This window comes from Lysinibacillus sp. NPDC097214 (assembly GCF_050277945.1).
Lineage (GTDB): Bacteria > Bacillota > Bacilli > Bacillales_A > Planococcaceae > Lysinibacillus > Lysinibacillus xylanilyticus_B.
The window spans coordinates 57,569-71,025 of record NZ_JBNNSS010000016.1; the positions used below are offsets into that span (position 1 = coordinate 57,569).

15 protein-coding genes, 1 tRNA gene and 2 pseudogenes are annotated in these 13,457 nt (G+C 33.8%); 9 read left to right on the forward strand and 9 right to left on the reverse strand.

What is annotated here, in order from left to right:
* Window positions 1-39 precede the first annotated feature (39 nt).
* From ACQKMI_RS23070 to xerS, 7 genes are all read left to right on the forward strand, one after another.
* Window positions 40-762 carry an ABC transporter ATP-binding protein gene (locus tag ACQKMI_RS23070; RefSeq protein ID WP_427492731.1) on the forward strand — a complete coding sequence of 241 codons (723 nt, stop codon included), beginning with the start codon at window positions 40-42 and terminating at the stop codon, window positions 760-762.
* A complete protein-coding gene (locus ACQKMI_RS23075; RefSeq protein ID WP_427492733.1) occupies window positions 759-1,508 on the forward strand; it encodes an ABC transporter permease in 750 nt (249 codons plus the stop codon). Before ACQKMI_RS23070 ends, ACQKMI_RS23075 begins: the two co-directional genes overlap by 4 nt.
* Complete coding sequence (locus tag ACQKMI_RS23080; protein ID WP_427492735.1) at window positions 1,505-2,263, forward strand: ABC transporter permease; 759 nt, start codon at window positions 1,505-1,507, stop codon at window positions 2,261-2,263. The genes ACQKMI_RS23075 and ACQKMI_RS23080 overlap by 4 nt, the downstream gene beginning before the upstream one ends.
* A 109-nt stretch (window positions 2,264-2,372) precedes the next feature.
* Window positions 2,373-3,053, forward strand: a complete 681-nt coding sequence (locus ACQKMI_RS23085; protein ID WP_427492737.1) for a CPBP family intramembrane glutamic endopeptidase — start codon at window positions 2,373-2,375, stop codon at window positions 3,051-3,053.
* 861 nt (window positions 3,054-3,914) lie between these two features.
* Window positions 3,915-4,493 (forward strand): hypothetical protein, encoded by a 579-nt coding sequence (locus tag ACQKMI_RS23090; RefSeq protein ID WP_427492739.1) that lies wholly within the window; start codon window positions 3,915-3,917, stop codon window positions 4,491-4,493.
* 29 nt (window positions 4,494-4,522) lie between these two features.
* Window positions 4,523-4,825: a hypothetical protein gene (locus tag ACQKMI_RS23095; RefSeq protein WP_427492741.1), complete on the forward strand. Its 303-nt coding sequence runs from the start codon at window positions 4,523-4,525 to the stop codon at window positions 4,823-4,825.
* 90 nt (window positions 4,826-4,915) lie between these two features.
* Complete coding sequence (gene xerS, locus ACQKMI_RS23100) at window positions 4,916-6,028, forward strand: tyrosine recombinase XerS (RefSeq protein WP_427492743.1); 1,113 nt, start codon at window positions 4,916-4,918, stop codon at window positions 6,026-6,028.
* Window positions 6,029-6,043: 15 nt separating this feature from the next.
* Here xerS and ACQKMI_RS23105 read toward each other — a convergent pair whose 3' ends face one another.
* The 7 genes from ACQKMI_RS23105 to ACQKMI_RS23135 all read right to left on the reverse strand — a co-directional run bounded on the left by ACQKMI_RS23105 (window position 6,044) and on the right by ACQKMI_RS23135 (window position 10,115).
* Window positions 6,044-6,241 (reverse strand): DUF5348 domain-containing protein, encoded by a 198-nt coding sequence (locus tag ACQKMI_RS23105; protein ID WP_427492745.1) that lies wholly within the window; start codon window positions 6,239-6,241, stop codon window positions 6,044-6,046.
* Between the two features lie 225 nt (window positions 6,242-6,466).
* Entirely contained in the window at window positions 6,467-6,952 is a 486-nt protein-coding gene (locus ACQKMI_RS23110; RefSeq protein ID WP_427492747.1) for a hypothetical protein, read from the reverse strand.
* Between the two features lie 495 nt (window positions 6,953-7,447).
* Window positions 7,448-7,690 (reverse strand): glutaredoxin family protein, encoded by a 243-nt coding sequence (locus tag ACQKMI_RS23115; protein WP_427492749.1) that lies wholly within the window; start codon window positions 7,688-7,690, stop codon window positions 7,448-7,450.
* A gap of 164 nt (window positions 7,691-7,854) precedes the next feature.
* Window positions 7,855-7,925, reverse strand: a tRNA-Cys gene (locus tag ACQKMI_RS23120).
* 354 nt (window positions 7,926-8,279) lie between these two features.
* Window positions 8,280-8,441 (reverse strand): YvrJ family protein, encoded by a 162-nt coding sequence (locus tag ACQKMI_RS23125; RefSeq protein WP_427492752.1) that lies wholly within the window; start codon window positions 8,439-8,441, stop codon window positions 8,280-8,282.
* Window positions 8,442-8,461: 20 nt separating this feature from the next.
* Window positions 8,462-8,743: a sigma factor-like helix-turn-helix DNA-binding protein gene (locus tag ACQKMI_RS23130; RefSeq protein ID WP_427492754.1), complete on the reverse strand. Its 282-nt coding sequence runs from the start codon at window positions 8,741-8,743 to the stop codon at window positions 8,462-8,464.
* A 217-nt stretch (window positions 8,744-8,960) separates the two neighbouring features.
* Window positions 8,961-10,115 (reverse strand): S8 family peptidase, encoded by a 1,155-nt coding sequence (locus tag ACQKMI_RS23135; protein WP_427492756.1) that lies wholly within the window; start codon window positions 10,113-10,115, stop codon window positions 8,961-8,963.
* A gap of 79 nt (window positions 10,116-10,194) precedes the next feature.
* On the opposite strand from ACQKMI_RS23135, the pseudogene ACQKMI_RS23140 reads away from it, so the two are divergent.
* Window positions 10,195-10,308: pseudogene (locus tag ACQKMI_RS23140) on the forward strand (class I tRNA ligase family protein); the annotation flags it as partial.
* A gap of 304 nt (window positions 10,309-10,612) precedes the next feature.
* Here the strand turns inward: ACQKMI_RS23140 and ACQKMI_RS23145 are convergent.
* Window positions 10,613-11,038: pseudogene (locus ACQKMI_RS23145) on the reverse strand (IS30 family transposase); the annotation flags it as partial.
* 189 nt (window positions 11,039-11,227) lie between these two features.
* Between ACQKMI_RS23145 and ACQKMI_RS23150 the strand changes: the two are divergent.
* Window positions 11,228-11,971: a hypothetical protein gene (locus ACQKMI_RS23150; RefSeq protein WP_427492758.1), complete on the forward strand. Its 744-nt coding sequence runs from the start codon at window positions 11,228-11,230 to the stop codon at window positions 11,969-11,971.
* 62 nt (window positions 11,972-12,033) lie between these two features.
* Here the strand turns inward: ACQKMI_RS23150 and ACQKMI_RS23155 are convergent, their stop codons facing one another.
* Window positions 12,034-12,324, reverse strand: coding sequence for a hypothetical protein (locus tag ACQKMI_RS23155; RefSeq protein ID WP_427492760.1), 291 nt, complete (start codon window positions 12,322-12,324; stop codon window positions 12,034-12,036).
* Window positions 12,325-13,457 lie beyond the last annotated feature (1,133 nt).

Sequence of the window (13,457 nt, forward strand, 5' to 3'; positions counted from 1 at the left end):
ACTTTGCTTTTTTATAATTAGAACCATAACAGAAAGGGAGTGTTGTGGTTGCTTACGATTAATAACTTAGTCAAACATCGCGGAACTCAAGAAATCTTATCAGGTATCAGTTTTAAAGCTAGACCAGGTAGAGTAACTGGTTTTTTAGGTCCGAATGGGGCAGGTAAAAGTTCTACACTTCGCATCCTGCTTGGATTAGATCGTGCCACCTCAGGGAGCGCACTAATTAATGGAAAGCCATTCGTAGAATTACATAATCCTCTAGCAACAGTAGGTGCCGCACTTGATGGATTTGGAGCTCATCGTATGCGAACAGGACGAGCACATTTGCGTTGGATTGCTCGTGCCTCAGGATTATCTCGCTCACGTGTCGAGGAAGTTCTGGAAATAGTAGGTCTTACGAATGTAGCTGGTAAAAGAATTAAGAATTATTCCCTGGGTATGGGGAGAAGACTTGGAATGGCAGCTGCACTACTTGGTGATCCGAAAATATTGGTTTTAGATGAACCTGTAAACGGGCTCGACCCAGAAGGAATTCGTTGGATTCGGACATTTTTACGTGAACGCGCTGAGTCTGGAAACACGGTGTTACTATCCAGTCATCTAATGGGAGAGCTTGAAGAGACTGTTGATGATGTGGTGATTATTAATCATGGGAAAATTGTTGCAAATGGAACATTGAAAGAAGTAATAGGTAATCATTCCACGCTGGAGGAAGCCTTTTTTGCCCTGACATCTGAAAATGCAGGTGATGTTGTATGAGAGCATTTAACGCGGAACTATCTAAATTGTTCTCCCTGCCGAGTATTTGGCTTGCCTTTCTTATTGGAGTATTTGCCCCAGCGGTCATTGCTGCCTTGGACAGTACAGCACAAAAAGAGAAGATTATAGCGGGAGTTAGCACACGTCTATCGGAAGTTGGCTATATTGGTTTAGGTCTTGGTGTGCAAGGTGTCATTATTCTTGGTGTGCTTGCTGTCAGCAGTGAGTATTTGACAGAGAGCAGTGAATCTGGTGGAGGGAATCAGATTACAACGAGTTTAACAGTTGTTTCATCCCGTTTCCACTTTTTGCTGGCAAAAGCAAGTGCAGTGACAGTGATCAGCATACTGCTTTCCATTATTGCTATTCTAACAACTGTGTCAGCAACAAATCTTATTCTTGGTGAATACGCCCCTGCATTTGAAGCATCTAGACTGATCGGCGCGGTTTGTTACTGGATATTTACTGCTCTTTTAGCATTTGGGATTACGGTTCTAACTAAGAATGGCATTATCCCGCTTGCTGTGCTCATGATAAATTCATCTGTTGTGACAGTCTCTTACCTCCTTACTAAGGTTACAAAATTAGCGTTTTACTTACCAGATAAGGCTGGCGTTGATATGTTTATGTTTACGAGTGACAGTTTTCACACCCCATTCACAGGTGGTTTAATCATGTTTGCTTGGGTAGCTGTTCTTTTCATTGTCGCAGCCATTGTATTCCATAGGAGGGACGTTACATCATGAGTGTCTCTTCTAGTAGAAAGATAACACTAATCCTTGGTGCTGAACTGGAAAAATTAGTTACATTACCATTGGTATGGCTCACTCTTATGGGGTCATTCATTTTAAATTTAGGTTTAGCAGCAGCTTTTACTTCTGCTGGTCTACAAGGGGCAGCAGGAACGCAAAGTATACTGAAAATAGGACTTGCTTCTATGGGATATCTTCAAGCAGGGTTCATTATTCTAGGTATCTTAGCTACTTGTTCAGAGTATACGGGTGGACAGATTCGAACTACTTTAACTACAATCCCTTGGCGAGGGTTTCAACTATCCACGAAGCATTTAGCTTTGGCAATTGTAACCATTCCTATGGCGTTTATTATTGCTGCATCAGGTGTACTATATGCTTTTATTATGATGAGAGACACAGCATTAGTGATTGAAATAGACGCTATGATAAAAACTTTAGTAGGTGCAACCAGCTATCTAACATTAACCACCCTTCTCAGTGCAGCTATAGGTGTTCTACTCAGACGAACTACTCCTGCTTTAGTGGTACTGCTTGGTCATTATTTCATTGTCAGTCCATTATTGAGAGATTTTTTACCCAGTATTAAAAATTATTTTCCGGATACGGCAGGATATTATATGTATATGCCGCCTTCCTCTGATGAAATAAATGTCCTTACACCAATTCAAGGGACAGGTGTTTCAATGTTATGGACACTGATCTTTATTACAGTAGCTATTGTATTTTACCGTAAACGAGATGCCTAAGTTTAGGTTTCACCATTTATACAAAATAAGGAAATCGATTTATAGCTACGGTATAATAAATTCGGTCAATATTCAAAAATGGGAAATAATTACATAAACGGAGGTAGAAATGGAATCGCAATTAAGTGTTGAACGTAAAGTGAAAAATAATGATGTAAAAGCAATGATAGGGTTTCTACTCATATTTTATTTGGTATGGACAATTAAAGAATTATGGTTAATTGACTACATTTATTCTTTCGGTGAAATAATCTCCCCATTATTAGAGGCGTTGGTTAAGGGGTTTGTATGGATTGTTCCAACTTGGTTATACATAAAATATTATTTACAGACTAACCCATTTGACTACTTAAGAGTGAACGTTAATGTTAAAAGAGGTTTATTTTGGGGAGTAGTTCTTTCACTGTTAGTTGGCTTATATTTTGCATTTGAAATATATATTATTAATCAGCAATCATTTCAATTTTCATTATCCTTTGATGATTACCTTAATGGTTTTCTTATGGCAGGGCTAGCTGAAGAAATTGTTTTCAGGGGATTAATTTTACAAGAAATCAATAAAAAAATGGCTTTTTGGAAAGCAAATATTGTAACTGCTTTACTATTTTTGGTCATTCACTACCCAATTTGGATTTACAATGCTGGATTCTATGATCTCTTTATAGCTGGGACCCATATATATGTTTTTGCAATAGGTTTACTTTTTGGTTTTGTCTATAAAAAGACAGGTTCATTATGGTCGGTTGTGTTGTTGCACGCGTTGCATAATTTTTTTGTTACTATTATTTAGTGAAAAATATATTATTAATTAACCTAACTTGGTACTTTAGTGCAACGAGGATTTATAACGGATACATAAATAAACCTCAAACACAAGTTTGGGCATACATTTAAAAGCCATCAATGTTGTTAATTCAACGTTTCGTGCCTTTTCTTATGAACGTTATTTATACAGATTTTTATACATGAAGTGTAAACACTTGATACACCAATATTTACACGCTTATGACTTATCGTTTAGTATGCATAAAATCGTGTATATTTCCTAAGGTTATAAATCAGCATTTTTCTGGCTCTAACAGGGCAGTTTAGTACAACAAGTATTCTTGTTAAGATTTGAATGGAAAATTACAGGAATACAGGAATCAATATTCGTATAATCGACTTACGAAACATCAAAACAAAAAAGAGTTAATCTACAAACATTTGTAGATTAACTACTCTGCCATTATGATTGAACAGTAACAATTTTAAAAAACACATAATTTAAAAGTGCCTTCCTGTATACAATAGAGGAAGGCACTAACTTTTTAAGCCTAAATCAACTAATTTTATTTTATATACCAGCCCTACATAAATTAGCGACTAACTTAAATATACTAGGGTACAATTAAGTTGTGTACACACAAAATGTAAAGCAGGGGCAGCAGAATTGTCCCTTACAAACATGTAACTAAATAACAATTTAGTTACATGTTTGTCGGGGGTGTGGTAAAATATACATGTGTATTTTAGGCAAAATAAACTTATCCCTTGGAGGTGTCCTTATGGCAAATATAGCGCGCAATCAAACAGATAAAAAAATATATTCAATCGAAAATTGGCAAGTTTCTTTTATTAATGAAATTAATGACCTTCCATACTGTCCAGTATGGATGAAGTAACAGAGATAAAATCAAAAGGCTCCGTATTTATGCAAACACATTTTGCACATGGCAAACATTCAGATTGTCCAACTATTAAGGATAACCATGGAAAATACGCCTTACTCCCTCCTTCTGACAGAGATGAAAGGAATGGCAAAATACCATTATGTGGGGCTAAAGTAAATATTCACTATCTTTATTCAAAATGTAAAGAAATACTTCAAGGGAAACTAAAATTCAATGAGTTTTCCGAAATGCTAAATAAAGCTAATTTAAATTCAATTTGGTTTTATATGGGGCTAACAAATGAGACGTTACCTTATGTCCTTATAGTTAATTACGGTGTATTCCCCAAAGTTAAAGGTTTTAGAGATGAAGAAGTTCATTACATTTTTAACAAAAGTACATATACCGATGATCTTTTCTTGAAAAAGAGAATTTTACATATATTCAGAGTAACTAACTCAGATATTGAAAGTGTTGAATTGAGCTACACAACGAACAACACAACTAAAAGTACCGCTCCCTACTATCTATGGAAATACGTGAAAGAATTTATGAATACCAAAAGTGATATAGATTAACGTAACAAGAGCAAGGCGTAGATAAAATTATGTTCGATATAATATCTTATATTGCTAGTTTAGGTACAAATAAAGCAATTCTGTTAACCTCAATAATATTAATTTTTGCCTTAGTTTTACTCTATTGGACAATTGCACTGACTGAAAATCTAGAATACACCCCTTTTACTGAACTTATTATATACCGAAAGTACGAAGTAATTGCTAGAACCACATTAGATGAAGTAAGAACATTTACTGTTCGAGCTTTTGGAAAGATAAACGCAGTAGAAAAAGTAGCGAGAAAGAATAAATGTGATACAAAAATAACATATATAGTAATTAAAATGTGACTATGGAACTAAAATAAGTTTTAGTTACATGTTCAATCAATGTGAGATTGAATATGTAAAGATAGAAATTAAAGACTGGAGTGAATCCTCATGCCAGCAGTTACACCTAAAGTAATTCAAGCTGAGAGACATATAGAAGAAGCAACACCCCTCTTCCCTAATTATGTACAGGAGTATATACAAGCAAAGAAGAAGAAGTATTCCCCACTCACATTGAGTGGTTATTTATATAACATCGAAAAGTTCTTTAATTGGTTACTTGAAGAAGGCATTGTTGAAGCCGATCGTATCCGAGATATTGATTTTGATTCACTTGCAACTTTGAAAAAAATAGACGTTGAGTTATTCGTTGATAAAATGGCAAATGAGATACTTTCAGGAGAAGATGATGATGAGCCAAAGAGAAGAAGCAAAACAAGCGTAGCGAGAGCCGTACAGGCTTTAAAATCGCTCTTTCATTATCTGACAGTTGAAACAGAAGATAAAGTTACACAGGAGCCTTATTTTAATCGAAACGTGATGTTGAAAATTACCGTTGATTTAGAAAAAGAGTCAAAATCTCGAAGAAGCAAACGTATCGAAAAGAAAACTTATAAGTCAGATGAGATTGATGAATTATTAGAATTTATTTCTGGTGAATATACAGCTACTTTGTCATCGAGAGAGCTACCCTATTTTGAAATGAACAAGGTTAGAGATCTCGCAATTTTAGCTGTATTGTTTGGAAGTGGTATAAGAGGAAACGAATTAGTTGGGCTAAAGTTAAAAGATGTATATATAAAAGATCAATACTTAGACGTTATTCGTAAAGGAGATAAAGCTGATTCAGTAGTTATACGCCCCTCTTCCCTAACCTACTTAGTCAATTACTTAAATCAACGTTCTAAGATTTATAATGTGAAAGAAACATATCCATATGTTTTTGTTGCTAAGTCTCCAGATGGTACTGTAAAGCAAATGTCTAACCAAACGTTAATTAGACTGGTTAAAAAGTATACACAGGCATATGGAAAAGAAATCACTCCTCATAAAGCGAGATATACTTTTTCAAGACAATACCAATTAGAAGGTGGAACGCTTATTGGTTTACGTGATCAACTAGGGCATCAAAATATAGAGACTACATCTCTGTATACCACTGAATCAATGGCGGAGCAAAAAGATGTGGTAAATCGTATGGATAAACCTAAGAACAAGAAATAACTAATAAAAGAAGGATTATGGCTTTCTCGCCATTAATCCTTCCATTGGAACAGTTGGATAGTCTATCAAGTAATAGTCCTTTAAGTCATGGTGTACTCTTGTTTTTATCCAAGTTAGTTCGATCTTAATCTCAATTTCATCACCAGTTGTAAAGTACTGACTCTCTGGTAATGTATATCTTCCTTGATGATTTTTTGTTAGAGAACCAATCAAAAATATCAACTCCTGTTAATAAATCTAATAACAGCTTGGAGACTTAGTATAAAAAGTTATACTATCACACTTGTACAAATAAAAAAGCACCGATTTATAATCGGTGCTTTTTCGTATTAAATTTATTGTTGCTGAACACTTTACTATCGATTTCTTTTAGATACATATACAGTGGAAAGTTTTTTCAATTATTTTTGAATTTAAACATGTAAACTCGTTTAACTATTAAAGAGGAGAAACCACAAGTTGATAGTATTCATCCGGTGTATAAATAATGTTGTATGGCGAGTATATCCCAATAACATATTGTGGCACAGAACCATCACTTTTTAAGCCAGGAATGTTTAAATAAACATTTTGGTAGAAGTCTCCATTGTCCCTAGCTACTTCAACATATTTTCCATCTATTTTTTCCCATACTGCTACTCCGTAATTGTATCCGCCATCAGGAACTTGCAAAGCAATTTGATAGCCATTAGGATTAGTTCCATATTCAAATTTCCAATAATCAATATCATTTACTGAGCTGATATAACCTCTATTTATAGCCTGATCATAGTTATAAGTCATAACCACACTGCCAGTAGCCCAGCTATCGTTTGGTTCTTTTTCCCACTGAATATAATTCTCTGAGGCAGAGGCACCTGTGGACAATAAAAATACTGAGAGTAATGTCATAATAGAAAATGTATAGAGTTCCTCATTTTTCAAACCTCCTAATGTTTGGCCGACCAGCCAATACTATATTACCTTATTATATCTAAATTAGGAAGTATTTTACTAATATGGTTGTAATATTGAATATTATGTTGTGATTAAATAGGTAATAAAGTCGAACTCTATCTATATTCACTGCGGATTATGGCCTTTATTTTAATTTTAAGCTGTTTTCTCAAAGATTGTTGCTGTTAAAACAAAAAAGCAGATTTAATCTACAAAACGTGTAGATTAAATCTGCCTTATTGAGCTCTTTTTTCTTTATTGAACTAACGGGCAGTATTGATTTATGTTTAGCCATATCTATTAACCCTAATTGCGATTTTATAGATACTTGGATTGCTTCAGGGAGCTCATTACGGCTAAATGGTTTTCCGTTAAATAGCCATTCTACTTTACGTTGATGCTCGAACTTTTGAGATTTCGGATCGAAGTAATAATCACTTTTTATGCGAAAGGTGGATAAGATTATTTTCACCCACCTTTCATTTATTGTTGAATCAAGATTTCAGAAAGTTTTTCCCTATCAAATCCAGCAATTGTAGAAACATTTCCCCCGGCTTTTTTAACAATCGTAAATGGTACACCGGTTCCCCCCAATTCTTTCAATTCTTGAAAGAATACCGCGTTATTAATATCTTTTTCCTCAAAAACGACTCCGTTCTCTGTTAAGTATTCATTTTGTTTAGCGCAAAATCCACACCTGTTACTAGAATAAACTATGACTTCCATGCAATTCATCCTCCTTATCTTTTATATAATTAATAAAGAAACTCAACAATACAAAATAACAACCTTTTTATGAAAATTACACTAAATATAAAAGCCATACTATAAAACCTAGAAGGATTGTATAGTATGGCTCTCTGAAACCTTTAAAGACTAATGTTTAAATAAGGTGACACTCGGATTTGAACCGAGGATGAAGGTTTTGCAGACCTTTGCCTTACCGCTTGGCTATGTCACCATGTAGGTTATATTAGTTAAAGAAGAAAAACTACTTAAAATAACAACTTTTTAAAATTAACGATCAAAAGAATTTAGTTAAATCCTTTTGATCGTTTCGGAATCAATTAGATTTTTCTTCATTTTATTTGTCACTAAAATGTTTTTGCATATCCCAAAATCCTGGAACAGGATTCACATCATATTTTTTAATAGTATTAATGAGTTTAATAAGTAAATGTTCTCTATAATATGGAGAAGTTTAATAGAGGCAATGTTTCAATTTAGGTTCAAAATAACTTAATACAGTCAATAAAGCTTTATCATCATGTTTCGATTTTTCTACTAGAGCAATCCATTCTTGTGACATTTATTATCAATCCCTTCTTAAATCTCTTATAACTTCTGACAACTGATTAATACTTAGTTCGAGATTTTCTATTTTCCTTTCGAATCTAATAAATAGGTATACTGTTATTGCAATAGGAAACCCAAAATTCCCTACTATCGTAATCCATTCAGATGAATCTGTTAACATTAGTAGTTCACCCCCTTTTATTATGCATAACACCCATTATTCTTTTGATTTTCAATGTAAGTTAGCATATTTTCCAAAGCTTTCTTATGGGTTTTCGAAACTGCTTGCTGCGTTTTATTTAATTTCAGTCCAATTTCTGTATCACTTAATTCTTCTACATATGCTAAATTTATAAATTCCTTTTGTTTTTTGGTCAGTGAATTTAATGCATTATGCAATATTGGACAGGTGACATTTTTTACGAGATCATCGCCAATAAATACCTCGTCTATGAGATTTTCTGCTTGTTCGTCAGCTATCAAATCGAGAAATGTTCCTTCACTTTCGCTTGAATTAATCGAGGCATCTAAAGTAGTAGAAAATCTTGATTGTATAAGTCTCCATCGTTTGTCGTAATTAATGGAGTGTTGAAGAAATATGAAAAATAAAACGGATTTTAAAATAAAAATTTTTAAACAATATATCTAATTTTTTTCTGTTATCAGTAGTAGGATTTGATTGTTTTACCATTATATTTATTTAATTAAAATAGTTCACATATTTTTTTATATCCATCGCTGTAGAAGCGGATTCTTGAATTAAAGAGATTAAAAATTTCCGTTCATTTTCTGTCAAATTTTCGTTCAGGCATTGTGTAAAGAAGGCTTGTGATTTTCGGGCTTCACATAAACATTTTAGTAGTAATGATTTATCTATTATGGGTGGTTCAAATTGTACATTAGAATCGTCTGCTATACCAACGTCTAAAGATAGATTAAGAATAGAGATTGTTTGCCCGTAATCTCCAATTTTCACTCTGGTAGTGTGCTGCATTAAATACTTAAACAATTCTGATTCTGTAGGCTTGGAATTGTTCAAGGATTCATATTTATTAATCAATAGAGCTAATGCCCCCGTTACATGTGGGGTAGACATAGACGTACCCGATAAATCAGTATAATCGCCATTCAGATATGATGATTTAATATCAAACCCTGGGGCATAAATATCTACTTCTTTATTTGTATTAGTAAAGTTAGCAACTTCATTACTATTATTAATAGCACCAACAGCTATTACTTCTTCATACCCCGCTGGATAAGAGTATTCATCAGATAATAAATCACCATCATCTTCGTTACCGGATGCTACAACAACCGCTATATTCTTTGAAACGGCTTGTTTTATGATATTATGAAGGATTTCATTTGAAGACGAAATACCTAATGATAGAGATAGAACATTTACTCTTTCATTATTTGGGCCTGTCCAATTCATAGCATAATCAATGGCCTTAACCAATGAATCAACAGTTCCACGTCCTCTATAATCCAAGACTTTTAGTATAAGTAAACTTACATCAGGCGCTCCCCCTACTATCCCTACATCATTCACTGATGCCGCTATAGTTCCAGCTACATGTGTGCCATGACCATTTAAATCTTCAAAAACATTTACGTTCCCATCGGATTCTTTTGTAAAATTATATCCACCAATTATTCGATCCTTTAAGTCTAAATGATGATGATTACAGCCAGTATCTAATATAGCAACTACTACACCTCTACCTGTATATCCTTGATTCCAAAAATGTTTAGCACCAATACTTGAGATGCTATTTGTTACTTCATCTTTGAATTTTCCTTCATCAAAAATTTTTGATATACCTATTAATTTAACTTGAGTATCATTCATTCTCCAACACCCCCACTAATATTCACAATGTATATAGAATAAGTAATTGCAAATTTTACAATCTTTCCCTAAAAATAAAATTAACGCATTAATTGGAGGTGCTTGGCCATACTTAAATGGTTCTTTACATTTAGGATATGTAGTAGCACTATTACTCGGCGATATTTTATCAAGATACCATCGCTTAATAGGATTATCTTTAAACGAGTGGTGTGAAGTTGCTACCTTATTAACAGAACTTAATAATGTGGTGCTTTTATATGAAAGGATTGATATGAAAAAAATTGAAGATGAAATTCGAAAAGTAGAAGATGTACATAAGCGAATTTAAATATTAATAACCAAAATTAAAAAGTCGGTTCCTTATAGGAATTTGACTTTTTGAGCTGATATTACTTAGCGTATATTAGCTGTGTTTTGTCGGCTAGATACTCTATAGATATAATAGTTTGTTTTAAGTGCAACAATTCTTCGTAAAACGCCACGTATGCAGTTTTTCAGCCATGACACTTCCTTGACGGCCATTAATGAGCTGGAGTGCTTGATTCATCTGATTGGTCGTAACTTCATCAAAATTAATCTTCTTCGGGAAGTGCTCACGAAATAAGCCATTTCCGTTCTTGTTACTACCATGTTGCTAGGAAGAGTAGGCGTCCGTGAAGTACACTTGGAGATCCAGTTCTTTTTCTAATACCGCGTAACAGCTAAAATTCTTTTCCACAATCAGTTGTAGCTATCTTCATCGCGCCTTTTGGTAATAGGGCGTAGAAAAGCTTTACGACTTCCCCCATTGATTTGGCAGAGCAATCGGCAATTTAAACAGCTGTATACCAATGTGTTTTGCATTAAATGAACGTTGCTACGTAGCTCTTTGCCTGCCCGCGGGTCGATACAACGGTATCGAGCTCCCAATGGTCAAATGTTGGTGTGGTAACACATTTTACACGAGGTCGTTATGGACTTCTTTTATTGACTCCGGAGGTATTGCACTTAATATTAAAATTCTTCGAATAATTTTTTTCGGTTGGAAGTTGTTTTTTTAAAGGGTTTTTATTCTTTATAGCACAGAAGGGCAAACACCCTTCAAATAAAATTAAAAGGACGTGTTTTTTATGGAAGGTCAAGATTGGGGTTTAGAGAAAGTAATCATGAAAAAGGAATCAGTTAATGGTCTTAAATGGTTACCAGAAGAACATTTTAAACAGTTAGAAAAATTGTTAAATCATTTAAATTTAGGAAGTTATTTAAATGGTCCAATTAATGAGCAAGAAGCTATACACATGAAATTGGAAGACAATAATGTTCGCGTTCAAGAAGTAAAATTCGACGATCGTACTAAAGTAGAAATTGCAAGTGGGGAAGGAGTAACGTTTTTAGCCAAATTATTTCATGTTGACGAAGTAATGAATGAAGACGGTACTTATAATCTACATTTAGTAACAATCGATGACGGCGAAATTATTGTTGATTCAGTTACGCCGACAGATTCTAAGGTGGTTGGACTTAGTGAAATTATTAACTCATTAATTCCAAAGGAACAAGATGTTAATGCACAAGCATGGTATGATAGCTTACCATGTGTAGGAAATGGATGTTGTACATTTACTTCAACTGCTCTTGGCGTAATTCTTTATCACCATTATAACTGGTGTGGTGCGAATTGTGGTAGTGGTACACCAATCAACGCTGCTGATACATGCTGCCGAACACACGATTACTGCTACGGTAGCTTCTCGTCTTATCCTGATCGTTGTAAGTGCGATCAAAATCTAATTAATTGTTTAGGTAATACAAGTAGTCCTGGTGCTATTCTCATGGCAGCAGCATTCAAAATAAAAATGGGACAAAACTGTTAAATTAGAAATATCTTAATAAATAATAAAATCAAGCCTATACATATAGGCTTGATTTTTAATTCTTATTTTTCTGACATTCCATAAGCAAATAGTAAAAGGAAAGTACACACTAAAATAAATAAATTTGCTATGACTCCAATACTCCCAATTAATAACTTAAATTTGTTTGGTTTAGTTAACCACAACGAAATACTACTAAGTATAAGACCGAAGATTGAAGAAATTATATAAATAGGAATGGCAAGGGAAGGTTGAAAATCAGGTCCTCTTAATATATAAAATGTAGTAATACTTAGTAACACAGGTAGTAAAGACGAAGCTCCTAAAATAACCCCAGTTTTGCTTTTATCCAAAATCACCAATCCCTCCTGTTTATATTTCTCATATTACACCAATTTTGATATGTTTTGCAAATAACACAAAAATCAATCTGTCCTAGGGGAATCCCGGAATATTAAACGTTACATACTTAGGTTAGGCGGCTCAATCATATAGTTCTAAAATGACTGTTTCCTGGACCGACACCAAAATAATCGTGTCCAAATGCGATTGAGAAGGTGCATTTTGGTTTATCTGCCCTCCTTCATTAAGAATTGATAAACATTTTAAACCTTGAATCTTAATCCTTTATGGAATTTTATTTTAAAGTTGTTTTTTTATGATTTCACTCTTCTATATTCAATGAAAGAGCAATTAAAACTCTTTTAATACAATAGAAAAGGAGGTGTTGAAATGGCACAGCTTTATGAGGGCTGCATTCAAGCTAAAAATGGAAGTCCAAGGTTGTTAAAATAAAAATAATTATAAGAAAGGATGAATCATCACATGACAAACGATGTCCAAGCTTCCTATGTACCTTTTTGTTCAATGCATCAAAATTGTTGTTTTAATAAGGGGTGTCCTGCGACATTTGGTTATAACGCAGGTAAAGAATTTTTTATCAGCTGCAAATGTTAATAATTCAAAAATATAGGATTATCATTACTCTGTTCAAACCTAAACATTTAATGTTTAGGTTTGAACTTTTGAAAAGGTAATTTTTGTATTCAATCATTCATAAGTAGAAATGTTTATGATTCGCTAATTCCCATGCTAATAGCAATAGAAAAGTACAAGCCAAAACCAGTAGATTTGCGATTAATCCGGATAAGCAGCTAAAAAATCGTTTAGACATCACCGAAGAGGCTACAGCAAGGCTAATACCAATAATTGATAAAATGCTAGAAATTTTAAGGATAAAATAAATATCAGCATTCGGTCCTCTGAGTGCAAAGAAAACAACGATAGTAATATCATAGATGTAGTTGAGGATATCTCAGCTAACCGTGTTGGTCGGCTTAATAAAACACAGAACGCACGTGAATTATCCGTCATCCAAAAGAGCGAACTACACGGTTATTATAACCTGTTTAGACCGAGGCATATATTTGTCTTGGTTTTTTATTTAGGCAATTTATGTAGCTTTTGAATAAAGTTCGATTACAAG

What these genes read in the sequence shown, in the direction of transcription:
- ACQKMI_RS23075 (WP_427492733.1), top strand. Translation starts at nt 759, where the DNA reads ATGAGAGCATTTAACGCGGAACTATCTAAATTGTTCTCCCTGCCGAGT.
- ACQKMI_RS23080 (WP_427492735.1), top strand. Translation starts at nt 1,505, where the DNA reads ATGAGTGTCTCTTCTAGTAGAAAGATAACACTAATCCTTGGTGCTGAA.
- ACQKMI_RS23085 (WP_427492737.1), top strand. Translation starts at nt 2,373, where the DNA reads ATGGAATCGCAATTAAGTGTTGAACGTAAAGTGAAAAATAATGATGTA.
- ACQKMI_RS23090 (WP_427492739.1), top strand. Translation starts at nt 3,915, where the DNA reads ATGGATGAAGTAACAGAGATAAAATCAAAAGGCTCCGTATTTATGCAA.
- ACQKMI_RS23095 (WP_427492741.1), top strand. Translation starts at nt 4,523, where the DNA reads ATGTTCGATATAATATCTTATATTGCTAGTTTAGGTACAAATAAAGCA.
- xerS (WP_427492743.1), top strand. Translation starts at nt 4,916, where the DNA reads ATGCCAGCAGTTACACCTAAAGTAATTCAAGCTGAGAGACATATAGAA.
- ACQKMI_RS23115 (WP_427492749.1), bottom strand. Translation starts at nt 7,690, where the DNA reads ATGGAAGTCATAGTTTATTCTAGTAACAGGTGTGGATTTTGCGCTAAA.
- ACQKMI_RS23125 (WP_427492752.1), bottom strand. Translation starts at nt 8,441, where the DNA reads ATGTTAACAGATTCATCTGAATGGATTACGATAGTAGGGAATTTTGGG.
- ACQKMI_RS23135 (WP_427492756.1), bottom strand. Translation starts at nt 10,115, where the DNA reads ATGAATGATACTCAAGTTAAATTAATAGGTATATCAAAAATTTTTGAT.
- ACQKMI_RS23150 (WP_427492758.1), top strand. Translation starts at nt 11,228, where the DNA reads ATGGAAGGTCAAGATTGGGGTTTAGAGAAAGTAATCATGAAAAAGGAA.